The following is a 22,148-nucleotide window of genomic DNA, read 5'->3' on the forward strand; positions in this document are numbered from 1 at the left end:
GGCGAGGGGAGCACGCTCGTGAACACGCGTGAGAACGGGCCCGAGGAGGAGCCGGTGATCCGCGACAATCGGAAGATCGACCCGAAGACCGGGCAGGTTCGGGACGCCTCGGGCAAACCGGCGGACACGCCGGCGCCGCCCGCGGCCCCCCCGTCCGCAGGTCCCGCCGAGGCGGCGTCGGGGGCCGACGCCGACCTGGTCGCCCAGCTCGCCGAGCGCACGGGTGACCTGCAGCGCCTGCAGGCCGAATACTCCAACTATCGCAAGAGGGTGGAGCGCGATCGGGTCGCAGTGCGTGAGCAGGCCGTGGCGGGAGCGCTGACCGAGCTGCTGCCGGTGCTCGACGACATCGGCCGGGCGCGCGACCACGGTGAGCTGACCGGGGGCTTCGCCAAGGTCGGCGAGTCGCTGGAGGGCACGCTGACCAAGCTCGGGCTCGAGCCGTTCGGCGCGAAGGGCGACCCGTTCGACCCGATGGTGCACGAGGCGCTGATGCACAGCTACTCGAGCGACGTCACCGAGCCGACCTGCGTGGAGATCCTCCAGCCTGGCTATCGCATCGGCGACCGGGTGCTGCGCCCGGCCAGGGTGGCGGTGGCCGAGCCCGATGACTCGGCACAGAGCGCCGGCCTCGCCGGCGGCGACATCCTCTCCGACGACAACTGACACGGCCCCCACCACAAGCGAAGGATGACGCGTAGATGAGCACCAAGGACTACCTGGAGAAGGACTACTACGCGGTCCTTGGTGTCTCGAAGACCGCCACGGCGGACGAGATCAAGAAGGCCTACCGCAAGCTGGCCAGGAAATACCACCCTGACGCCAATCAGGGCAGCACCGAGACCGAGAAGAAGTTCAAAGAGGTCTCGGAGGCCTACGACGTCCTGTCCGACGCCAAGCGCCGCAAGGAATACGACGAGGCGCGCACGCTGTTCGGATCCGGGCTCGGCGGCTATGCGGGCAGCGGGGCGGGCCGTCCAGGCGGCAGCGGATTCCCGTTCGACTTCGGCGACCTGTTCGGCGGCAGCGCGCCGGGCGGGTCCGGTGGAGCCGGTGAGCGCATCGGCGACATCTTCGGCGGATTGTTCAACCGGGGCGGTGGTGGTCGCACGACCACCACCAGCCGGCCCCGCCGCGGCCAGGACATCGAGTCGGAGGTGTCCCTCTCGTTCACCGAGGCTGCGGAAGGCACCACCGTCTCGCTCAGGCTGACCAGCTCGTCGGCGTGTGCGGCGTGCACCGGCACCGGCGCCAAGGCCGGGACGACGCCTAGAGTCTGCCCGACCTGCGAGGGCAGCGGCCAGGCCAGCCGCAACCTCGGCACCTTCGCCTTCTCCGAGCCGTGCCGCGACTGCCGGGGCCGGGGTCTGCTCGTCGACGACCCCTGCCCGGTGTGCGAGGGCAGCGGCCGGGGCAAGAGCACCCGCTCGATCCAGGCCCGCATCCCGGCCGGCGTCGCCGACGGGCAGCGCATCCGGCTCAAGGCCAAGGGCGCCCCGGGGGAGAACGGCGGCCCGGCGGGCGACCTTTACGTCCAGGTTCACGTCAAACCGCACACAGTCTTCGGCCGCACCGGCGACAACCTCACCCTGACCGTCCCGGTGACGTTCACCGAAGCCGCGCTGGGCGCTGAGATCAAGGTGCCCACGCTCAAGTCGATGCCGGTGACCCTGCGCATCCCCGAGGGCACGCCCAACGGCCGCACCTTCCGGGTGCGGGGCCGCGGCGCCACCCGCAAGGACGGCACCAAGGGCGACCTGCTCGTCACCGTCGAGGTCGCGGTGCCGCAGGAGCTCAACGACAAGGCACGCGCGGTGCTCGAGGAGTTCCGCGACACTGTCAACGGGCCCGACCTTCGTGCCGATTTGATCCAGCAGGCCAGAAGCGAGTGAGCCGATGGACGCCAACTATTTCAATCTGTCCGACGACACACCGGTCTATGTCATCTCGGTGGCCGCCCAGCTTTCCGGGCTGCACCCGCAGACATTGCGGCAATACGACCGGATGGGGCTTGTCAGTCCAGGTCGCACGGCAGGCCGGGGGCGTCTCTACTCGACTCGCGACATCGTGTTGCTCCGCGAGGTTCAGCGCCTCTCCCAGGAGGAGGGCATCAACCTCGCGGGCATCAAACGCATTCTCCAATTGGAGAGTGAAAACCTCCGCCTCCACGACGAGGTCATGAGGCTGAGGGCTGAGATGGCGACCATTCGCGCGTTGATCCGCTACGAGCTCCCCCCCTGACGCGTCCGGCCGGCATCTCGCGGCGCCCTCCACGTTCCACCACGTCACCGGCTCCGGGGCGACCGGCCCGCCGGGCTCTGCCGTACTCAGGTGTGGTCGTGCGTGGCACGGCGCGCAATCACCACGGGGTTATGAACTAACGAGGCGGATCACGCATGGACTACAAGCTCACCCAGAAGAGCCAGGAGGCGCTCTCCTCAGCGATCCGGAGGGCGGCAGCCGAGGGCAATCCCGAAGTCTCGCCCTTCCATCTGTTCGCCGCGCTGCTGGCGCAGAGCGAGGGCACCGCCGTTCCGCTGCTCGAAGCCGTGGGCGCCGACTGGAAGGTGCTGCGTTCCAAGGCCGAGGAGGCGCTCGCGGCGCTGCCCAAGGCGTCGGGGGCGACGGTCAGCGCGCCGGCGAGTTCGCGGCAGCTGCTCACGGTGCTCAACACGGCGGCGCAGCGCGCCAAGCAGCTGGAGGACGAATACGTCTCGACCGAGCACCTGCTGGTGGGGCTCGCGACCGACGGCGGCCCCGTGGCCGACCTGCTCAAGGGGCAGGGCGCGACGCCGAACGCGCTGCTCGACGCGTTTGAGAAGGTCAGGGGCCACGCGCGGGTCACGAGCGCGACGCCTGAGTCCACTTATCAGGCACTGGAGAAATACGGCGTCGACCTCACCGAGCGGGCGAGGTCCGGCAGGCTCGACCCGGTGATCGGCCGTGACTCGGAGATCCGCCGCGTCGTGCAGGTGTTGTCGCGCCGCACGAAGAACAACCCGGTGCTCATCGGCGAGCCCGGCGTGGGCAAGACCGCGGTCGTGGAGGGCCTCGCCCAGCGCATCGTCGCGGGCGACGTGCCGGAGAGCCTGCGCAACAAGCGCCTGGTCGCCCTCGACCTGAGCGCGATGGTGGCGGGTGCGAAGTTCCGCGGTGAGTTCGAGGAGCGGCTGAAGGCCGTCCTCAACGAGATCAAGCAGAGCGACGGCCAGATCGTCACGTTCATCGACGAGCTGCACACGATGGTCGGCGCGGGCGCGGCCGAGGGCGCGATGGACGCCGGCAACATGCTGAAGCCCATGCTGGCCCGGGGCGAGCTGCGCATGATCGGCGCGACGACGCTCGACGAATACCGCGAGCGCATCGAGAAGGACCCCGCGCTTGAGCGCCGCTTCCAGCAGGTCTACGTCGGTGAGCCGAGCGTGGAGGACACGATCGCGATCCTGCGCGGGCTGAAGGGGCGTTACGAGGGCCACCACCAGGTGCAGATCGCCGACGGCGCGCTCGTGGCCGCCGCCGCCCTGTCCGACCGCTACATCACCGCGAGGTTCCTGCCGGACAAGGCCATCGACCTGGTCGACGAGGCGGCCTCGCGGCTGCGCATGGAGATCGACTCACGGCCGGTGGAGATCGACGAGCTGCAGCGTTCTGTCGACCGCATGCGCATGGAGGAGCTCGCGCTCGCCAAGGAGACCGACGAGGCGGCCCGCCAGCGCCTGTCGAAGATCCGCAAGGATCTCGCCGACCGCCAGGAGGAGCTCAACGCGCTCGTCGGCAGGTGGGAGCGGGAGAAGGCCGGGCTCAACCGGGTCGGCGAGCTGAAGAAGCAGCTCGACGAGGTCCGGTCGGCGGCCGAGCGCGCCCAGCGCGACGGCGACTTCGAAGCCGCCTCCCGCATTATGTACGCCGATGTGCCGCGCCTGGAGAAGGAGCTCGCCGACGCCTCGGCGGCGGCCGAGGGGACCGACTCCAAGCCGATGGTCAAGGAGGAGGTCGGCCCCGACGACATCGCCGAAGTCGTCTCGTCGTGGACCGGCGTGCCTACCGGCCGCCTGCTCGAAGGCGAGACGGCCAAGCTGCTGCGCATGGAGGACGAGATCGGCAGCCGGCTGATCGGGCAGGCCGCGGCGGTGCGCGCGGTGTCCGACGCGGTGCGCCGCGCCCGCGCGGGCATCTCCGACCCCGACCGCCCGACCGGCTCCTTCCTCTTCCTCGGCCCGACCGGCGTCGGCAAGACCGAGCTGGCCAAGGCCCTCGCGGAGTTCCTGTTCGACGACGAGCGGGCGATGACCCGCATCGACATGAGCGAATATTCCGAGAAGCACTCCGTGGCGCGGCTCGTCGGTGCCCCTCCCGGCTATGTCGGCTACGAGGAGGGCGGCCAGCTCACTGAGGCCGTGCGGCGCCGGCCCTACACGGTCGTGCTGCTCGACGAGGTCGAGAAGGCCCACCACGAGGTCTTCGACATCCTGCTGCAGGTGCTCGACGACGGCCGTCTGACCGACGGGCAGGGACGCACCGTCGACTTCAGGAACGTCATCCTGATCCTCACCTCCAACATCGGGTCGCAATACCTCGTCGACCCCTTGATGGAAAACGGCGCCAAACGCACCGCCGTGATGGAGGCCGTGCGCAAGTCGTTCAAGCCGGAGTTCCTCAACCGGCTCGACGACGTGATCCTGTTCGACGCCCTCGGCTCCGAGGAGCTGACCCGCATCGTCGACCTCCAGATCGCCTCCCTCGCGGCCCGCCTCGCCGACCGCAGGCTGACCCTGACCGTCACACCGGCGGCCCGCGACTGGCTCGCTCTGACGGGCTACGACCCGTTGTACGGCGCCCGCCCGCTGCGCCGTCTGGTGCAGTCGGCAATCGGCGACAAACTGGCCAGGGAGGTGCTGTCCGGCGCCGTGCACGACGGCGACGAGGTGCTGGTCGAGCTTGACGAGGCCGGCGACACGCTGTCGGTGGGCAAGGTCTGAGCCTTCGGTCCTCAAGGCCACGGGAAGTACGGCGAAGCCCCCGAAAGGCTTCGCCGTACCCGCGTGGGCGGCCGGGGCGCCGCGTCGCCGGTGCGTCAGCGGGTGTGGAACTTCACCTCGGGATAGCGCTTGGAGGGGCCGTTGAGCAGCGGCTGGGGTCGCTTGCGCAGGTGCAGGTCGTAGAAGGCGCCGACATAAGCGCGGGTGATCTCCATCGAACGGGCACCGGAGACCGGCACCCCGAGGTCGAAGTCGAGCTGTTTGAGGATGAGCGGAAAGTCGGTGTAGGACGCGTGGTGCCCGCCGGCCAGGGTCAGCCAGCGTTTCCACCCGGTCATACGCGTGAAGTCGCGGTCCCATGACGCATTGCCGGCGCCCGGCTTGCTGAACTGGTCGTCGCCGATCACCATGAACGGCCGGGAGAGGCCGGACTCGGGCAGCGGCACGAAGAACCACCCGTCGAGGTTGACTCCGGCGCGCACCCGCGAATCCTTGACCATGGTCCACGCGGAGCTGTTGCCGCCGACGGAGTGGCCCCCCATGGCGATCTTGGTGCGGTCGATCAGCGCGCTGTGTTTCCAGGCGGGGTTCGGCCCGGTCAGCCGGTCGAGCACGAAGGATACGTCGGCCTGCCGGCCCCTGGTGATCTTGTCACCGGCCTTGTGCGCGTCCTGCTCCTGCTCCGCGCAGGCGAGGCAGGTGGCCAGTCCGCCCGGAAACTTCGCACCGTATGACTCGTATTTGTGGTCGATTCCCGCCACAAGGTAGCCACGACTCGCGAGTTCCTCCGCCAGGCTCGTCAGTGAGGTGCGCGGCATCGTGAAGCCCGGGGACAGGACGACCAGAGGCAGCGATCGTTTACGGCCGGCCGGTGGGGCGTCGGCGACCGCGTGGGTCCTGGTCCTGCCGACCGCCGCCGGGGAGAGCTGGAAGAGTTTCTGCCCTTGCAGCATCATCTCCGCCTCCTCGGTGGTCATATAGGTCGCCCGCGGGCCACTCGTGGCCTTCGTGGGATACCACAGCGAGACCATGAGTTCCCGCGCCTTCTCCTCGGGCGCCCAGGGGTCGGGGCGGGAGTCGTCCACCAGATGCAGCGTCGTCGTGCCCACCGCGCGGGGGCCCGTCGGCTGGGGCAGCACGGGGGTCACTCCCGGGTCGGTGGGGGCGGGGCGTGGGGTGGAGGCCGGCGGGGAGGCGGACGGCGCGGGGGTGGGAACGGCGGCGGCGGGCGCGGCGAACGCGAGCAGGGCGACGCCCGTGGCCAAGACGCCGCGCAGAGGTGTTGCTGACATGGCGTCCATGCTCCTGAAACGGGCGCGGCTCGACCTCGGCTGAAAGATCGGTTGGGGAATGCGACTTTCGACGTCCCCTGCGGCCCGGATATGTCGCAGGTCGGAGACGCACGTCCGCCAGCGGGGGCCGGGGGGCAGATTCCGGCCGATCACGGGCGATCGCCCCGGAGGTCAAGATCAAATCGATGCGATGCCCGTCTACGGTGTCTGCCAACGGCCACCCAACACTCCAGCGAGGCAGGTAAGGGCTTGCCCACCATTGGGTTATCCCGGCCTCGGCATTGGGCTAACCCGCCGCCCGGTGTCTCTCCCGTGGCTACGTTCGCGTCCGTCGGACAACCGAACACCATCAGGGGGACGCGCATGTTCAACGCATCACGGAAAGTCCGAGCAATCCTCGCCGCCACCGCCGTGCTCACCACGGCCCAATGGCTGGGCCCCGGCCCGGCGGGAGCGGACACACTTTGCACAGTGGTCGACCCCATGCACCTCTTCAGCCCGGTCGGCGCGCTCGGTTCGACGGGCACACTCGGTTCGGCAGGCGCCGCCGTCTCGGTCTGCGGCGAGACCCGGGGCGTGTCGACAGTGCTCAACCCGGCGGGCCAGGCCCCGTGGGTGGCGATCGAGGGGGTGGCGTCGGCACTGGGGTTGTACGGCCTGCCCGAGGCGGCGTCGATCCCGAGCGCCGCCCGCACCGTGCCCCTGGCCGCCGCGGCTCCGGAGGAGGCCTGGGGCGCGTCCGTGCTGTCCGCCCTCCCCGCCCTGCCCGCGCCGATCCTCGCGGACCGCCCGGCTCCCGCCCCGGTGCCCCTGTCCATGCCGGGAGACATGGACCGCACAGGAGCCGTCGACCCCACCCTGATAGCCGGTGTCCCCGACTATCCCGGACTGCCCGCCGTTCCCGACGCACCGGCCGCGTGGCTGCCCCGCCCCGGTGAAGCACACGCGCCGGGGCTCGCGCTCACGACCGGTGACATCCCAGGGCTTTCGAATCCGGTCGCGGTTCCCCCCGCGGCGGCCCACCCGGTCCCCGCACCGCTCTCAGTGCCCGCTCCGGCCTCGATCCCGGCTCCGGACGCGGTCCCGGACCCCGCCTCGGCCAGGGCCGCCCTCACCGACACCCTGGGCGGCGCGGGCGCCTCACTCAAGGACAAGCTGGGATAAGGAAAGGCGGGCAGAACGTCTCGTCTCGCGGGCGAGACTCTCCACCGCAGGCGACGGCAGCGGGCACATCGTCACGCCGCCGCGCCACGCCGGTCACGAGGACACGAGGGCTCTGCCGTACAACGCGCTCCCCACCCGTCAGGTCCGCTTCCACCGACTGGAGGCCGACTGCGGGGAGGGTACGGCGGAGCCCATGCCCGGCCGGAGGCGACTCGAACCGGCCGCCCCCACCCCGAGTACGGCGGAGCCCATGCCCGGCCGGAGGCGACTCGACCCCACCCGAGGTACGGCGGGGCCCACACCTCGCCAGGTGCGATGACATGGGTCACGATCCAAGGATCGTGGCCCATTCCTATGTTCCTCTGACCTGTCGAGGAGACCCGGTCCCGGGGGACGTGCCGTTCAGGAGATGAGTTCGTCGAGTTCGTCCTCAGGAAGCCCGAGGTCGACGCGGATGCGATAGCGGGTGCGCAACAGGGCGGAGTGCTCCCCCGTGCCTTTCTGGCCGGAGAGGGCACCTCTGGTGGCCCATTCGTGCGCCGCGGGCAGATCGCCATACGCGACGAGGGTTTCGGCGACGGTCAGCACGGTCGCGGTGTTCACACCGTCGTCGCAGCGGATCACCTCGATGAGCTCTCTGGCCTCGTCTGCCCGGTCGAGTTCGAACAAGGTGTCCGCGATGCCCGCTCGGGGATCGACGGCCACTTCGCCTCCGTCTTCGATCGCACTTTGAAAACTGGTCAGAGCCCGGACGGCCTGCCCGGCTTGACGCCATTCCTCGGCCGCGAGCATGAGGATCGCGGCTCTGGAGACCTCGCCGGAGTCGTACGACTGCGCGAGATCGTCGAGTTTCCTCGCGAGAGAAGCGTGGTCGTCAGCCAGCAGAGCCTGTTCCAGCAGCCGATCAAGGTGCTCACGTGTCACATGCGCCACACCGCGAGCGTACCTAGCGACGGACCTTTTTGCCGGGACAATACGCGCAGCGGCCATCACACAGGTTCGGCAACGTTACGTATATGATTCCCTACTCTTTGCGTGTCCTTCCTGGTCAACGGGCATAACCGACAAAGACCGGTGGGTGACGACGCCGAGGAAGGGGCTGCGATGGGGCTGTCCAAGCAGATGACCTTCACGGTGATGTGCGCTCTGATCCTCGCTGCAGTGATCCCCGGAGCGGCCGGTTATCTGTCGGGACGGCTTGAGGTCGTGGAGCGTGCCGAGCGGGATCTCCGCACCCTGGAGACCCGGCTGGCCGCCGATCGCAAAGCCTGGCGCGGCCGGCTTTCCGAAAGAGACAAAGAGCTGCGCAACACCGCGGCCGGCCCGATCCCCGTGACCCGCTGCCCGGCGCGCCCCGAGCGGAAACGATCCCCCGTCCAGGTGACGCGGGAACTCACGGAAAGCCTGCTGATCAGTCAGGCCCCACCGCACCACTTCCCCGGCAAACAGGATGAGAAGCTCTCCCGCCTGCCCGAGCTCGATCCCGATCTCGGGAACTGGCCGTTCCCGGGGTCCGGCCGGCCGGAGGGTACGGCACGGCGCGCCGAATCCGCAGAAGACCACGTGACGCGGCCCCACAGGCCCGGCGGGGCTCTGCCGTACCTCTCCCCCGAGTCCGACATGGAAGACCTGGCCCCAGACGGCGAGTGAGCCCCTCTAGGAGGCGCTGGGGCCAAGCTCCTGCCTCAGGTAGCCCCGCACGAGTTTCTTGGCCTCATCCACGATCTCAGGCGCTCCCATGGGATCCCGGCGGAACGCCAGCTTGAGCACCGCGTCACCGGCCTCGACGGCCACGAGGACGGCGAGATCGAGTTCCTCGCTGTCGGCGAGCCCGAACTCCTTCAGCAACAATCCGCGCAGCCGGCCCGCGATCACCGTGTTGTTGTCGGAGGTCGAATCGATGAGGTTGAGGTCGACGACGTCGCTGAAATGGAGGGAGCGGAATCCTGGCACGCTCCTATGCATGTCGACATATTCATCGATGATGGCGTCGATCGCTGCCCACCAACTGAGATAGTCCTCGCTCACGAAGCGACGGCCCACCCGGGTGACGAAGAACTCCACGTTGCGCCTGGTCAGCGCCTCCGCGATGGCCTTCTTATCCGGGAAGAACTGATAGACCGAGCCGATCGCGACGCCCGCGCGATCAGCGATCCGGGTCGTGGACAGCGCTTCATAGCCGATTTCGTCGAGCAATTCGGCACAGGCGTCGAGCATGCGCTCAACTCGCCGCGCGCTGCGGCGCTGGGTGGGACGACGACGGAGGGGGGCGGTCTCCTGTCCCTCTCGATCCTCACAAGGCAGGGTGGACACTCCATATATCTTGCCCTCTTGGAGCGTTCCGAGTCAGTTCTTACCCAGCAATACCTCAGGCGGACCTTTTCCGTTCTCGGCCGCCCCCGCCTCGGATAACGCGCCGTCTGACCTGGTCAGGCACCGCGCCGTGCCTATGCCAGGGGCCTGCCGGATGCGGAAGGACGACCTCCCAAGAGAATAATGATCTAGGGAGGTTATCTGTGCGCGAGCTGACTACCTGGTCGATTCATCCCCCGGAGTGGCGTTAAGTCCGGCACACGTGCGCAGGTTCTTCCACGAGTTCACCGCCTGCCGCTGGGCCGGACCCCGAAGCGGGACCGGCACTCCACCCTGGATGGTGGCAGGCGTCCACTGGTCCTTAATCACCTTTCTGCCATTGATCGTCAACGTGAGCACACCGGTCTTTCCGGTCTGTGGCCCCCAGTTGTAGAAGACAAAGTTCCCCAAGCCATAGTTCACATAGCGTCCGCTCATATATCCGCTACCGAGCAAGATGTGCGCGTGCCCACCGACGATCACGTCGGCGCCGGCGGTGATGAGCTTTCTCGCCAGGCTCCGCTGCACGTCGGTGGGGCAGGCGGCGAGTTCGGCCCCCCAGTGCAGGAAGACGATGACGGTGTCGGAGTTGCGGCGGGCCGCACGAACCTCCTGAAGCAACCGCTGCTCGTTCTTCGCCGAGGCCAGCCCGCCCTTGCTGTCGGTGGCGGTCCACGCCTGGATGAACTCCGTGTCGAGCACCTGCGTCGCCGCGATCACGGCCACCCGGTTGCCGTTGACCGTTCTGCGGAAGGGGCGATATGCCTGGTCGGCGTTGTTGCCCACTCCGATCAGCGGGAACTTCGCGCGCCTGGCGTTGGCGAGCGAGTCCTTGAGGCCGCTCTCCATGAAGTCCATGCCGTGGTTGTTGGCGAGCGAGGCCACGTCCACTCCGGCCGCCCGGAGCGCCGTCAGGGACGACGGCGGCGCGCGGAAGACATATTGCTTGCCGGGCGCGGGCGTGCCGCCGGTGGTGACCGCGGTCTCCAGGTTGACCATCGCGAGATCCGCCTTGCGCAGGACCGGGGCGATCGGGCCGAGAGCGGTCTTCGGGTTGTTGAGTCTCGGGCGGAGCAGCCCTTCGAAGTGCACGTCTCCGCCGAAGGCGATGGTGTACGGCTTGCGCTCAAGCTTGTTCTCGGTCGCATGACCGGGTTGCGGGGCACTGGTGTTGGCCTTGGCCTTGGCCGAGGTCGAGGGCTCCTTGGCCACCCCGGCGGATTCGGCGGCCGAGCAGGCCGCGGCCAGCAGTGCGCTCGCCGTCAGTGCGGCGACGCCCGCGAGCCGGCCGGCTCGTGGCGCGCGCCGTCGGCGTGGGGCGGCCATGGTGCTATCTCGGGCCACTGCGTCTATATGGGGAAATCTGTTCATCGTGCACTGAGCATGCCATCTCTCCGCGGCACGGATGGGACAACTCGCCCAGGGGAGATCCGACCGGGTCCAACTTGGATAGTTCCTTTACTTGAGTCATTCAATAAAACGACATACTGTGGCATACATGGGGGATGCCGACGTTTTGCGACAAGTGGGCCTACGGGTGACCGCCGCGCGGTTGGCGATACTGCGAACGGTGCGGGAGGGGGGCCACCTCGACGTGGACTCCATCCACCGCCGGACGCGGGAGCACGTGGGCCAGGTGTCCCTGCAGGCCGTCTACGACGCGCTGCGCGCGCTGCACGAGGCCGGTCTTCTCCGGAAGATCGAGCCGATGGGCAGCCCGGCACGCTACGAGGCGCGGGTGGGCGACAACCACCACCACCTCGTCTGCCGGACGTGCGGCTCGGTGACCGATGTGGACTGTGTGAAGGGGCAGGCGCCCTGCCTCGATCCCACCGACACCAGCGGCTACCTGGTAGACGAGGCTGACATCACCTTTTGGGGCATCTGTCCGAGATGCCAGACCAAGGGGAACTAACGGAGTCGTGTCGGCGTAAGCCGTACTCCTTTTCAACGGAGAATCTGGAGGACCGCGCAATGACCGAAAGGCCGATCACCACCACGGACTCGGGGATCCCCGCGCCGAGTGATGAGTTCTCGTTGTCCGTCGGGCCCAACGGCCCCCTGCTTATGCAGGACCACTATGTGATCCAGAAAATGGCGCAGTTCAACCGTGAACGTGTCCCTGAACGTGTCGTGCACGCCAAGGGCGGTGGGGCCTACGGCATCTTGCAGATCACCGAGGACGTCAGTCAGTTCACCAAGGCGTCGTTGTTCACCAAGGGCAAGGAGACCGAGCTTTTCCTGCGTTTCTCGACGGTGGCCGGTGAGCTGGGCAGCGCCGACACTGCGCGTGACCCGCGCGGGTTCGCCATCAAGTTCTATACCGACGCCGGCAACTACGACATCGTCGGGAACAACACGCCGATCTTCTTCATCCGCGATCCCTCGAAGTTCTCCGACTTCATCCACTCGCAGAAGCGCAGGGCGGACACCCACACGCGTGACAACAACATGCAGTGGGACTTCTGGACCCTGTCCCCCGAGTCTGCCCACCAGGTGACCTTCCTGATGACGGACCGGGGCACCCCGAAGACCTGGCGCAATATGCACGGCTTCGGCTCCCACACCTTCCTCTGGTACAACGCGGCCGGAGAGAAGTACTGGGTGAAGTATCACTTCAAGACCGAGCAGGGCATCGAGAACTTCACCGCCGGCGAGGCCAAGGCGATGACGGCCGAGGACGCGGACTTCCACATCCGCGACCTGCACACCGCCATCGAGCGCGGCGACCACCCGGCGTGGCGGGTCAACGTGCAGATCATGCCGTTCGAGGCGGCGGCGGATTACCGGTTCAACCCGTTCGACCTCACCAAGGTGTGGCCGCACAGTGACTACCCGGAGATCACGATCGGCCGGTTCGTGCTCAACCGGAACCCGGAGAACTACTTCGCCGAGGTCGAGCAGGCCGGTTTCGAGCCGGCCAACCTGGTGCCGGGTATCGGTCCGTCTCCAGACAAGATGCTCCAGGGGCGGCTGTTCTCCTACCCGGACACCCACCGCTACCGCATCGGCCCGAACTACCTGCAACTTCCGGTCAACGCGCCGAAGGTGCCCGTCCACAGCTACAACAAAGACGGCGCGATGAGGTACAAGAACTCCACGGACCCCGTCTACGCCCCGAACAGCGTGGGCGGCCCGGCGGCCGACCCCTCGCTCTACGAGGGGGAGGGCTACCACATCTCCGGCGAGATCCTGCGGAGCGCCTACACCAAGCACGCCGAGGACGACGACTACGTCCAGCCGCGTGCCCTGTGGGAGAACGTGCTCTCCGACACCGACCGGGCCAACCTGGTGAGCAACATCGTCGGCCACGCCTCCGCGCCGGAGGTCACGACCGAGATGAAGCACCGGGTCGCCGACTACTGGACCAACATCCACAAGGATCTCGGCCAGGGCGTGGCCCAGGGGCTCGGCATCTCCTGACGGCCGCGGCACGTGCCCCCGGCGCGTGCGCGACATGACCCGAGTACGGCTCGCGCCATCACCCGGTGGCGTGAGCCGTCGCTCGGGAAGGTTTCGCCCACGACCGGGTCCAGCCTTGTCAAGGAGTTGATCACCACTAGGCTTGCTCAGGTGACTACCGTGCCTTTGCTGGACCGTCTCCACCTCCAAGTCGCATTCGTGCAGGAGATTGACAAGCTCAAGCGCGTGATCCGGAGGAACACCCTTCTGGACGGTTCGCGCCGCGAGAACGACGCAGAGCACTCCTGGCAGTTGTGCATGCTCGCCCTGGTCATGGCCGAGCACGCCCCACCCGGCATCGATCTCGAACGGGTCGTCGCGATGCTCCTCATCCACGACCTGGTGGAGATCGACGCGGGTGACACCTTCATCTACGACGCCGAGGCGGTGCTTATCCAGGCAGAGCGGGAGCGTCAGGCCGCCGACCGCATCTTCGGCCTGCTGCCCGAGGACCAGAACACCAAGCTGCGTGCACTCTGGGACGAGTTTGAAGACCGGGTCACGCCCGAGGCAAAATTCGCCAAAGCTCTCGACCGATTCGCGCCGCTGCTCGCGAACCACCACACCGAGGGCGGCACATGGAAGCTTTACAAGGTCACGGCCGACCAGGTGAGGCGCAACGTGAAGATCATCGACGCGGGTTCGCCCACGCTGGGCGCCTACGCCCGCGAGCTGGTCGAGCTTTCCGTGCAACGGGGGCACCTGGCCGAGGAGTGAACACCGGACCACAAGGGTGGATTTCCCGGGATTCATCCGGGTAGGTCACATGATGCGCATTTCACCCCCCACCGCAGGCCGCTCGCGGCCGCAGGCGGGACGCTCGGCAGGCCGATAGGGGGCAGTGGTGAAGGAAGCCGTGAAGCCAGGGCGTAAGACCCTGAAACGCATAGTGCCGCCGGATGATCTCACCGACCGGCTCGAACACTCGACCGTGTTCGACGGGCCCATCATCGTGCTCGCCAAGGCCGTCAGACAACGCGTCCGCCCAGGAGCACTGCGCGACTTCCTGCACGGTGTGCCGACCGGCAAACCCCTGCATCCCCCGTTCGCCAACTTCACCCTCGGCTGCTGGATGGCGACAGCCGTACTCGATCTCGCCCACGGCGACGGGCGGGCCACCCGCACCCTTCTCGCGGCGGGCATCGGCGGGGCGCTCCCCACGGCGGCGGCCGGCATCGTCGACTGGTCGTCCCTCCACCGCGAACAGCAGCGTGTGGGCTTCGTGCACGCGCTGTCCAACGTCACCGCGCTCGGGATGTACACCGCGTCGCTGCTCCTCCGGCTGGCGGGGCGCGAGCGGGCCGGGCGCATCACGGGGTTCATGGGCCTCACCGCCGCCACCGTCGGCGGTTATCTCGGCGGCCACATGGCCTACCGGCAGGCGGCCGGGGCCAACCACGCCGAATCGGTCGCCCATCTCGTGCCGCTCGGGTGGCACGACATGGGGCAGATCAAGAACCTTCCCGACGGGCGGCCGGTCACCCGGCGACTCGGCTACATCGATCTGTTCGTGCTGCGGCGCGGCACCCAGGTGATCGTGCTCGCCGACCACTGCTCCCACCTCGCCGGGCCCCTGCACCAGGGCAAGATCACCATGCTGAACGGCGAAGTCTGCGTGACCTGCCCCTGGCACGGCAGCACGTTCCGCCTCGCCGACGGCTCTGTCGCCCACGGACCGGCGACCGCCCCCCAGCCGACCTTCGAGACGCGGGTCTCGGAAGACGGCATGATCCAGGTCCGCCCGGCTCTACCGTAGAGGTCGTGGCGGCTCTGCCCGCATGCATCGCCCGCTCCCCCTCATTCCTCCGGGGGCTGGTCCAGGCCCAGTGACCTGACCAGGTCGAGCATCTCGGCGCGGTGCAGTGCCGCCGGGTTGACCGCGACGGGCTGGATGTGGCCGTCGATCTCCAGGGCCACCAGGCCGTGCATCCTGCCCCAGACGCGCAGGGCGAGCGCCGCGGCGGCCGGCGGCACGTCCGGCAGGTCGGCCCGGATCTTCGCGACGTAGTCGGGGTTGAGGTCGGACCAGGAGGTGTCCTCGGGCTGGCTGTGGCGCGCGTGCGGCCACGCGACCGCCACCAGGCGGGTCAGCTCGCGGCAGACACGGCGTGCGGCCTGGTCCACCGGCCCGTCCTCAGGCGGCTGGTAGCCGGGGACGGGGTGGCCGTAGAACAGCCGGAAGCTCTCCGGGTGGGCCAGCGCCCACTCCCTCAGCGCCTGGCCCCACGCCAGCAGTCTGCCGCCGGAGTCGCCGGCGGGCACGGCATTGGTCGCGCTCTCCGTCGCCTCTGAGAGCGAGGCGGCGATTTCCCCGATCAGCGCTGTGATCAGGTCGTCCCGGGTGGGGAAGTAGCTGTAGAACGCGCGAGCGGTCATCCCCATCTCGCGGGCGACGCCGCGCAGTGAGATCGCCCCGGGCCCTCCTTCGGCCATCTGACGCGTCCTGGAATTTCCCGACATGGAGCGGATCCGCGAGTGGTACGACTCCCCCGAATACCGGCACGCCCGGGAGCTGCGAGAGGGCGGGGTCCGAGTGGGGATGCTGTTCGTCGAGGGCACACCGCCCGAAGGCTTCACCCTCCCGGCCTAGCGCCCTAGTCCGTGAGCAACTTCACGATCGCCGTGATGCCGACCACCACGATGAAGCCGCGCAGGACGGGTGCGGGGAGCCTGCGCCCCACCCTGGCACCGAGATAACCGCCGATGATCGCGCCAAGGGCCACCATCAGCACGGCGAGCCAGTCGACCTTCGCGACCGCGATGAAGAGTACGGCGGCAGCCGCGTTGACGATCAGCGCGAGCACGTTCTTGGCCGCGTTGACCCGCTGCAAGTCCTCGTCGAGGAACACCCCGAGCAGCCCGAGCAGCACCACACCCTGCGCGGCGCCGAAGTAGCCGCCGTAGACGCCCGCGCCCAGCACGCCCGCCCACAACCACGGCCCGCCGTGGGGGTGGGCGTGCTCACGCCGGCGGGCCAGCCAGACGTTGATCCGGGGCTGGAACACGACCAGCACACACGCCAGCGCGATCAGGACCGGCACGACGACCCCGAAGACGCTCTGCGGCAGCACCAGCAGCAGCGCGCCGCCGATCAGCGCCCCGGCCAGCGAGGCCGCGCCGAGCCGGACCAGGCGCTCGCGCTGCCCCTTGAGCTCCTCGCGGTAGCCGAGCGCCCCGGTCAGCGAACCCGGCACCAGGCCGATCGTGTTGGACACGTTGGCCACGACAGGGGGCAGGCCCACCGCGAGCAGCGTCGGAAAGGTGATCAGCGACCCTGACCCGACGATCGTGTTGATGCCTCCGGCGGCGATACCGGCGGCGAAGACGGCGACGGCCTCCCACGGTGTCAACGCTCCCCCTTGCTACGGCTAACGCCCGATCGTAGGGCGGTAGCCGTACAAGATCACCCGTGGGGGTGGGGTCGGGCATACCACCGGCCGTCCATGCCCTGGTCGAGACCGAGCGGGATGCCGAACGTGCGGCTCAGGTTGTCCGCTGTCATCACGTGCTCGATCTGCCCCTGCGCCACGGCCGAACCGTGGCGCAGCAGCATGCCGTGGGTGAAGCCCTTCGGCACCTCCTCCACGTGATGGGTGACCATGACCATCGTGGGCGACCTCGGGTCGAGCGCGAGCGCCGACAGGCGGCGCACGAGGTCCTCCCTGCCGCCGAGGTCGAGGCCCGCCGCCGGCTCGTCGAGCAGCAGCAGCTCGGGGTCGGGCATGAGCGCCCGCGCGATCTGCACCCGCTTGCGCTCACCCTCGGACAACGTGCCGAACTGCCGCCGGATGAGATGCGCGCACCCCATCTGGTCGATCAGCTCGACGGCCCGGGTGACGTCGTGCGAGTCGTATTCCTCGGTCCACCGGCCGAAAATGGCATAGGACGCGGTCAGCACCACGTCGATGACCTTCTCCTCCGGCGGCACCCGGTCCGCCAGCACCGAGCTGGCCACGCCGATGCGGGGACGCAGATCGAAGACGTCCGCCTGTCCCATGCGCTCGCCGAGCACCTCCACCACGCCCTCGCTGGGGAACAGCAGTGTGGCCGCGAGCTGGAGCAACGTGGTCTTGCCCGCTCCGTTGGGGCCGATCACGACCCATCTCTCGTCCTCTCGGACGGTCCAGTCGATGCCGCGCAAGAGCACGGCGCCGTCCCTGCGCAGTGCGACGTCCCGCAGGTGTAGCACCTGGCCGCCCATCCTGGAACCTCCTTGCGTGGTGATGCTCGCAGTCCCGCAAGCAAACCGTATTGCAGGCCAAGCGCTTATCGTGGACTGGTGCACCCTGAATCACCTATCTCGGCCGGGTTGGTCTGCTGGGGCAACGCCTGGCTCACCGGCCACGTCGGCCTCGACGAGGCCGTTGACCACGTCGAACGGGAAGGTGGGCCCTGCGTCGTCGGCGACGTCCCCCTCCGGGGCTTCCTCGCCGACCTGAGGGTCGCCGGCATGCACGCGCTCCGGCTGGCGCTGCCGGCGCCCGGCGACCCGCTCGGCCTCACCGGACCGCCGGCGTTCAACACGCTGGCCATCGACGCCGGCCAGGCGGTCATCGCCGTACTACCCGAACAGAGCGTCGGCCTCGTGCCCGCGCCCGATCTGCGCGGCTCGTCATACTCCGGTGTGCGCTGGACCGCCCTCCAGGTCAGGGCCACCACACCCGACATCCCCTCGATCGCCGAGGCCGAGCAGGCGTTGTCGGCGGCCATGCACGCCGCGACCGAAGCCCTGGCCTCGGTCGACGGGCCCCGCCCGCCCGTGCCTGACGCCGCACTGGCCCGCGCCGCGCAACCCCTCGCACCCGGCTACCCGGCCCGTGCCCACCGCGTCGCAGTCCTGGCCGCGCGGCTGACGGTGATGCTGCACCTGGCCGAGGAACGCGGCCTGACCGTGGGGCAGATCGCCACCGGCGACAACGCCCTGCGCGAGCTGGACCGCGCCGTACGGCGAGCCCGCGTGGCCGCCCACCACGCGATCTTCGAACCCAGCCGCCCGCACCGCTAAGCCCTGGAAGGCCTCAGCCCAGGCTCTGGGAGGCGTCCGTGGAACCCGGCATCCGGCTGTTTCGGCGGGCTTTGCCGTACGGCGGAAGCACGGATGGCGTGGTGCCGCAGCATTGCCGCCGGAGCGGCGGGCGGCGGTGCTTTGAGGTCAGGCGGGGGCCTCTGCGGGACCCCGGCGTGTCACAGTGCTCCCGGCCGGTTCGCGCCGGGCCTGCCTGACCCGCCTGGACGGGCGTGTGGCTGCCGCGCGCGCGGCCCCGGCCGAAAGCAGGCCCGACCCCCGGCCTAGAGCAGGCCCCCGGCCAGTTCGCGCCGAGCCTGCTGACCCGCCTGGACGGGCGTGTGGCTGCCGCGCGCGCGGCCCTGGCTGAAAGCTGGCGGGGCCCCTGGCCGGGAGCAGGCCCTCGGCCAGGGCAGAGCCCGGCCTAGAGCAGAGCCCTAGCTAGAGCAGAGTCGGAGCAGGGTCCCGGCCGGAGGGCGGGGCCCGATGCCGCGCGGAGTTTCCCGCACGGCATCGGGGAGGGGGGTCGGGGTCAGGGGGTCGTGCCGAAGCGCCAGATTCGCATCTTCGAATCGGCGCCCGAGGAGACGATCGACAACCTGCCGTCGCCTCCCACCAAGGGCACGATCGACGTCACATCGCCCTTGTGAGCCCTCTCGATCTTCCCGCGCAGCCTGCCGGTCGTGAGATCCCAGACCCTGATCACGCCGTCGCCGCTACCCGCCACCACCGTCGTCCGGCCGCCGACCTTGATCGTCGTAAGCGCCTGCACGGTGTCCGTCGGTCCCGCGAGGGACTTGCGTGCGGCCTTGCGTGTGCGGGCGTCCCAGACGCGGATGCCCCGCTCCGCCCCGGCCGAGAGAACGACGGCACGCTTGTCCAGCTTGGTCAGGGCCAGCGTCTCCACCGCCCGGGTGTGCGCCGAGTAGACCTTGCCGTAGCGCTTGCCCTTGGCGATGTCCCAGAGGCGCACGGTTTCGTCCCGGCCGCCGGAGAGCAGGACCTGCTTCTTCTTTTTCACCTCACCCGACGTCAACCAGTTGACCTTGCCCTTGTGCCCGCGCAGCGGCTTGCCGACCGCCTTGCCGGTCTTGAGGTCGTTGAAGCGGATCATCCCGGAGCGTCCCGCTGTGGCGACCACCGTACGGCCCTTGCGCTTGACCACGGTCAACGCGGTGATGCCGTTCTTTCCCTTGACGGGGGTGAACTTGTCCAAGGACTTGCCGTCCGACAGGCGGAAGACCCGCACCGCGCCGTCGCCGCCGCCGCTCACCGCGACCGGCACCTTGCCGCGCTTGGCGGTGACCACCACGGACACCGGCCCCCGGTGCCGCGCCTTGGACTCCCACACCATGCGTCCCGTCCGGATGTTCCACTGCTTGAGCTTGCCGTTCTTCCCGCCGGACACGACACGATCCTTGCCGCTCATCGCCGAGACGACCCGCACGCCCGACTTGGCCGCCACACGGTGCCCGTAACCGAGCCATTCCATGCCCGTGGGCGACGCGGCCACGTGAGAGGAGGACGGCTGCGCCGATACGCCGGGCACGGGCACGCCACTGGGAACCGGCGAAGCTCCCGGCATGGCCGCGACGGGGGCGGAGACCGACGCGTGGGGCGACGGCCCGTGGTTCACGACCCCGCCGGGAGTGGGCCCCTGAGTCACCGTGCCGCCGGGAACGAGGGTCGACGGCGCACTCGGCGAGGGGGGACCGTTCACCACTCCGCCGGGCGCCACGGTGGCCGGCACGCCGGGCGACGGAGGGATGGCCGCCGACGGACCGGGCGGGCCGCCTGCCACCACTCCGGGCAGGTCCGTCACCGGTGCACTGGGCGACGGACCGCTGGTCACGACACCGCCGGGTGACTCGGTCGCCTGGACAGCGGGTGCGACGCTCACCGGCGGGGAGGCCGGGGGCGCGGCGGGGGACATCGGCGGCGCCGAGGCCACGGCCCGTGTGGGAGCCGTGCGGTCGAGGGTCAACCACGCGGGCACCGCGACCACGGCCGCCACCGCCACGACCCCCGCCAGCAGACCCACCCGCCGCCTGCGCCGGCTACGGCCCTGGGCCGCCGCGGACCCGTGCTCCCCGGCTGAAGAGGCGCCGTCCTCGTCCGGGCCGCCCGCGGACTTCCCCGCGCGTGCGGCCAGCCCGACCTCGCCCGAGAGAGCACGCGTCCCGGCCGCCTGGATGCCCCGTCCGGCCCCACGGCCTGCCTTAGGCCCCTTGGACCGGCCCGGCCCCCCGGAGCCCGCTGAGGAGGATTTACGCCCGCCCGGCGACCCGGCGGCACCCGGGGACTTCTTCGCCGGTCCGCGCTTCGCGGAGGACCTGCCCGCCTCCGAGGAGGCCGCTTCAGGCCCACCGGACGCCTTGTCCTCACCGGAGGACGCGGCCCCACGCCCGGCGGACGACCCGCCCGCACCGGAGCCGCTCTTGCCGGAGTCATCGCGAGCCTTGGGCGTCTTCGCCCCGGCGCCGCCGGAGGCCGCACCGCTCTTCGCGCTCCCGGAGCGACCGGACGCTCCTTCCGAGGCTTCCGCCGTACCGCCCGGTCCGCCGGACGCCCCGGCGGCACCCGCGGAGCCGCTACTCGAGGACTTCTTCGCCGGCCCGCCCCCACTGGACGAGCCGCCCTTGGAGGAGCCTCCGGAGAGCTTGGAAACCGGCTCCGAGCCGCCGGAGGCCACCGAGGATGCCTTCGCCGTGGATCCTGCGGAAGCCGTCACCGCGGCGCGATCGGAACCCGTCGTGACGGATTCGACATTCGCCCTGCCGGCTGTCGAATCCGCCGAGATACCGGTGGTCTCGCCACCGACGCCCCCAGACACGCCGACGGTTGCAGCGGCGCTCACCGGCTTCGCGTCACGTGTCGCCGAGCCCGTGGCGGAGGCCGCCCCTGCCCCTGCTCCGCCGCCGGCACCCGAGCCGTCCTCAGGGCCCTTGGCCAGGTCGTCGACCGAATACGAGCCCATGGTGCGGCCGGGGTTGCGAGTGGAGGCGCGGGCGGGGCTCTTGGTGGCGGCTCGTGTGGCCCCGGCGCCTTCGAGGGCGGAGAGGACCGTCCCGATGGCCGGGCGTTCCTCAGGGGTCTTGTCGAGACATTTGGCGATGATGGGAGGTATGCCAGGGGGCAGGTCGGGTTCGCCGGTGAGGATGCGATCCATGACCTGTTCGACGGATCCGTCGCCGAACGGCGGGCGGCCCGTGGTCGCGAAGACGATCACCGCCGCCCACGCGAACACGTCGGCCTCGGGGCCGGGGGTCTCCCCCGCGATCTGCTCGGGCGACATGTAGGCGGGTGTGCCCACGACCGCGCTGAACATCGTGGCCGCCGACTCCAGCGCGCCCGCCAGCCCCACGCCCGTCAGGCAGGGGCCGTCGTCGGTCATCAGTACCTCGCCGGGCGCGAAGGCGCGGTGCACGCGCCCGTCGGCGTGGAGGGCGGTGAGGGCTCTGGCGGTGCCCGCGGCGAGGACTCGCCGGTCACGGCCGAGCACGGCGCCGGCGAGCGGGGAGCCGTCGACCAGGTCGGTGACGATGTACGGCAGGCCGTCTTCCAGGCCCACGTCGATCACATTGGCGACCTGGGGATAGGCGACATCGCGCAACGGGGTCATCTCGGCAAGGAACCGGTCGCGCCCCTCGTCTGCCAGCCGGAACCGGGCGTGCAGCAGTTTGACCGCCACCTTGGCCCCGTCGGCCGCCTGGGCGGTGAAAACCGTACCCTGGCGACCGGAGCCAAGACGGCCGGTGACTCGGTAGCCCCCGAGAACGTCGGGGTCACCCGTCCGTATCGGGCGAACGGGCGGCATGAGCGCCTCCTCGGCACAGACCATGAGAAACATCAGGCTTGAATTTGGGTCCACACAATACGCCGCAAGACGGGCTT

Annotated in this window: 20 protein-coding genes; 12 read left to right on the forward strand and 8 right to left on the reverse strand. The window is 69.6% G+C overall.

What is annotated here, in order from left to right; translation table 11 throughout:
• Positions 1 to 18 precede the first annotated feature (18 nt).
• From grpE to clpB, 4 genes are all read left to right on the forward strand, one after another.
• Complete coding sequence (gene grpE / locus Ssi02_RS18820) at positions 19 to 666, forward strand: nucleotide exchange factor GrpE (protein ID WP_239129027.1); 648 nt, start codon at positions 19 to 21, stop codon at positions 664 to 666.
• A gap of 35 nt (positions 667 to 701) precedes the next feature.
• The gene (gene dnaJ / locus Ssi02_RS18825) at positions 702 to 1,892 is read left to right on the forward strand and encodes a molecular chaperone DnaJ (protein WP_204027155.1); all 1,191 of its coding nucleotides are present in this window, start codon (positions 702 to 704) and stop codon (positions 1,890 to 1,892) included.
• Between the two features lie 4 nt (positions 1,893 to 1,896).
• Positions 1,897 to 2,241 carry a heat shock protein transcriptional repressor HspR gene (locus tag Ssi02_RS18830; protein WP_204027156.1) on the forward strand — a complete coding sequence of 115 codons (345 nt, stop codon included), beginning with the start codon at positions 1,897 to 1,899 and terminating at the stop codon, positions 2,239 to 2,241.
• A 155-nt stretch (positions 2,242 to 2,396) separates the two neighbouring features.
• Complete coding sequence (gene clpB / locus Ssi02_RS18835; protein ID WP_204027158.1) at positions 2,397 to 4,979, forward strand: ATP-dependent chaperone ClpB; 2,583 nt, start codon at positions 2,397 to 2,399, stop codon at positions 4,977 to 4,979.
• A 95-nt stretch (positions 4,980 to 5,074) separates the two neighbouring features.
• Here clpB and Ssi02_RS18840 read toward each other — a convergent pair whose 3' ends face one another.
• Entirely contained in the window at positions 5,075 to 6,271 is a 1,197-nt protein-coding gene (locus Ssi02_RS18840; RefSeq protein WP_204027160.1) for an alpha/beta hydrolase family protein, read from the reverse strand.
• Positions 6,272 to 6,634: 363 nt separating this feature from the next.
• Between Ssi02_RS18840 and Ssi02_RS18845 the strand changes: the two genes are divergently transcribed.
• Positions 6,635 to 7,435, forward strand: coding sequence for a hypothetical protein (locus Ssi02_RS18845; RefSeq protein WP_204027162.1), 801 nt, complete (start codon positions 6,635 to 6,637; stop codon positions 7,433 to 7,435).
• Between the two features lie 402 nt (positions 7,436 to 7,837).
• Here the strand turns inward: Ssi02_RS18845 and Ssi02_RS18850 are convergent, their stop codons facing one another.
• Positions 7,838 to 8,359: a hypothetical protein gene (locus Ssi02_RS18850; protein WP_239129029.1), complete on the reverse strand. Its 522-nt coding sequence runs from the start codon at positions 8,357 to 8,359 to the stop codon at positions 7,838 to 7,840.
• A gap of 180 nt (positions 8,360 to 8,539) precedes the next feature.
• Here Ssi02_RS18850 and Ssi02_RS18855 point away from each other — a divergent pair, with 180 nt between their 5' ends.
• Positions 8,540 to 9,085, forward strand: coding sequence for a hypothetical protein (locus Ssi02_RS18855; RefSeq protein ID WP_204027166.1), 546 nt, complete (start codon positions 8,540 to 8,542; stop codon positions 9,083 to 9,085).
• Positions 9,086 to 9,091: 6 nt separating this feature from the next.
• Here Ssi02_RS18855 and Ssi02_RS18860 read toward each other — a convergent pair whose 3' ends face one another.
• Positions 9,092 to 9,748, reverse strand: a complete 657-nt coding sequence (locus tag Ssi02_RS18860) for a TetR/AcrR family transcriptional regulator (RefSeq protein ID WP_239129036.1) — start codon at positions 9,746 to 9,748, stop codon at positions 9,092 to 9,094.
• 216 nt (positions 9,749 to 9,964) lie between these two features.
• Positions 9,965 to 11,113: a CapA family protein gene (locus Ssi02_RS18865; protein ID WP_204027168.1), complete on the reverse strand. Its 1,149-nt coding sequence runs from the start codon at positions 11,111 to 11,113 to the stop codon at positions 9,965 to 9,967.
• Between the two features lie 172 nt (positions 11,114 to 11,285).
• Here Ssi02_RS18865 and Ssi02_RS18870 point away from each other — a divergent pair, with 172 nt between their 5' ends.
• The 4 genes from Ssi02_RS18870 to Ssi02_RS18885 all read left to right on the forward strand — a co-directional run bounded on the left by Ssi02_RS18870 (position 11,286) and on the right by Ssi02_RS18885 (position 15,005).
• Positions 11,286 to 11,702 carry a Fur family transcriptional regulator gene (locus Ssi02_RS18870; protein WP_204027169.1) on the forward strand — a complete coding sequence of 139 codons (417 nt, stop codon included), beginning with the start codon at positions 11,286 to 11,288 and terminating at the stop codon, positions 11,700 to 11,702.
• Between the two features lie 59 nt (positions 11,703 to 11,761).
• Positions 11,762 to 13,210 (forward strand): catalase, encoded by a 1,449-nt coding sequence (locus Ssi02_RS18875; protein WP_204027171.1) that lies wholly within the window; start codon positions 11,762 to 11,764, stop codon positions 13,208 to 13,210.
• Between the two features lie 150 nt (positions 13,211 to 13,360).
• Positions 13,361 to 13,966: an HD domain-containing protein gene (locus Ssi02_RS18880; RefSeq protein ID WP_204027173.1), complete on the forward strand. Its 606-nt coding sequence runs from the start codon at positions 13,361 to 13,363 to the stop codon at positions 13,964 to 13,966.
• 127 nt (positions 13,967 to 14,093) lie between these two features.
• On the forward strand, positions 14,094 to 15,005 hold the full coding sequence (locus Ssi02_RS18885) for a Rieske (2Fe-2S) protein (RefSeq protein ID WP_204027175.1): 912 nt from the start codon (positions 14,094 to 14,096) through the stop codon (positions 15,003 to 15,005).
• A 41-nt stretch (positions 15,006 to 15,046) separates the two neighbouring features.
• Here the strand turns inward: Ssi02_RS18885 and Ssi02_RS18890 are convergent, their stop codons facing one another.
• On the reverse strand, positions 15,047 to 15,682 hold the full coding sequence (locus Ssi02_RS18890) for a TetR/AcrR family transcriptional regulator (protein ID WP_204027243.1): 636 nt from the start codon (positions 15,680 to 15,682) through the stop codon (positions 15,047 to 15,049).
• Between the two features lie 10 nt (positions 15,683 to 15,692).
• Here Ssi02_RS18890 and Ssi02_RS18895 point away from each other — a divergent pair, with 10 nt between their 5' ends.
• A complete protein-coding gene (locus Ssi02_RS18895) occupies positions 15,693 to 15,839 on the forward strand; it encodes a DUF1330 domain-containing protein (RefSeq protein WP_275410707.1) in 147 nt (48 codons plus the stop codon).
• A 4-nt stretch (positions 15,840 to 15,843) separates the two neighbouring features.
• On the opposite strand, the gene Ssi02_RS18900 is transcribed toward Ssi02_RS18895, so the two are convergent.
• Together Ssi02_RS18900 and Ssi02_RS18905 are read right to left on the reverse strand one after the other, a co-directional pair.
• A complete protein-coding gene (locus tag Ssi02_RS18900) occupies positions 15,844 to 16,599 on the reverse strand; it encodes a sulfite exporter TauE/SafE family protein (protein ID WP_204027179.1) in 756 nt (251 codons plus the stop codon).
• Positions 16,600 to 16,652: 53 nt separating this feature from the next.
• Complete coding sequence (locus tag Ssi02_RS18905) at positions 16,653 to 17,450, reverse strand: ABC transporter ATP-binding protein (protein WP_204027181.1); 798 nt, start codon at positions 17,448 to 17,450, stop codon at positions 16,653 to 16,655.
• Between the two features lie 78 nt (positions 17,451 to 17,528).
• Between Ssi02_RS18905 and Ssi02_RS18910 the strand changes: the two genes are divergently transcribed.
• The gene (locus Ssi02_RS18910) at positions 17,529 to 18,254 is read left to right on the forward strand and encodes an Rv1486c family protein (protein WP_204027183.1); all 726 of its coding nucleotides are present in this window, start codon (positions 17,529 to 17,531) and stop codon (positions 18,252 to 18,254) included.
• A 532-nt stretch (positions 18,255 to 18,786) separates the two neighbouring features.
• Here Ssi02_RS18910 and Ssi02_RS18915 read toward each other — a convergent pair.
• Entirely contained in the window at positions 18,787 to 22,071 is a 3,285-nt protein-coding gene (locus Ssi02_RS18915; protein WP_204027186.1) for a serine/threonine-protein kinase, read from the reverse strand.
• Positions 22,072 to 22,148 lie beyond the last annotated feature (77 nt).

This window comes from Sinosporangium siamense, from assembly GCF_016863435.1.
In the GTDB taxonomy this organism is placed as follows: domain Bacteria; phylum Actinomycetota; class Actinomycetes; order Streptosporangiales; family Streptosporangiaceae; genus Sinosporangium; species Sinosporangium siamense.

What these genes read in the sequence shown, in the direction of transcription:
- dnaJ (WP_204027155.1), top strand. Translation starts at nt 702, where the DNA reads ATGAGCACCAAGGACTACCTGGAGAAGGACTACTACGCGGTCCTTGGT.
- Ssi02_RS18830 (WP_204027156.1), top strand. Translation starts at nt 1,897, where the DNA reads ATGGACGCCAACTATTTCAATCTGTCCGACGACACACCGGTCTATGTC.
- clpB (WP_204027158.1), top strand. Translation starts at nt 2,397, where the DNA reads ATGGACTACAAGCTCACCCAGAAGAGCCAGGAGGCGCTCTCCTCAGCG.
- Ssi02_RS18840 (WP_204027160.1), bottom strand. Translation starts at nt 6,271, where the DNA reads ATGTCAGCAACACCTCTGCGCGGCGTCTTGGCCACGGGCGTCGCCCTG.
- Ssi02_RS18845 (WP_204027162.1), top strand. Translation starts at nt 6,635, where the DNA reads ATGTTCAACGCATCACGGAAAGTCCGAGCAATCCTCGCCGCCACCGCC.
- Ssi02_RS18855 (WP_204027166.1), top strand. Translation starts at nt 8,540, where the DNA reads ATGGGGCTGTCCAAGCAGATGACCTTCACGGTGATGTGCGCTCTGATC.
- Ssi02_RS18865 (WP_204027168.1), bottom strand. Translation starts at nt 11,113, where the DNA reads ATGGCCGCCCCACGCCGACGGCGCGCGCCACGAGCCGGCCGGCTCGCG.
- Ssi02_RS18870 (WP_204027169.1), top strand. Translation starts at nt 11,286, where the DNA reads ATGGGGGATGCCGACGTTTTGCGACAAGTGGGCCTACGGGTGACCGCC.
- Ssi02_RS18875 (WP_204027171.1), top strand. Translation starts at nt 11,762, where the DNA reads ATGACCGAAAGGCCGATCACCACCACGGACTCGGGGATCCCCGCGCCG.
- Ssi02_RS18890 (WP_204027243.1), bottom strand. Translation starts at nt 15,682, where the DNA reads ATGGCCGAAGGAGGGCCCGGGGCGATCTCACTGCGCGGCGTCGCCCGC.
- Ssi02_RS18905 (WP_204027181.1), bottom strand. Translation starts at nt 17,450, where the DNA reads ATGGGCGGCCAGGTGCTACACCTGCGGGACGTCGCACTGCGCAGGGAC.
- Ssi02_RS18915 (WP_204027186.1), bottom strand. Translation starts at nt 22,071, where the DNA reads ATGCCGCCCGTTCGCCCGATACGGACGGGTGACCCCGACGTTCTCGGG.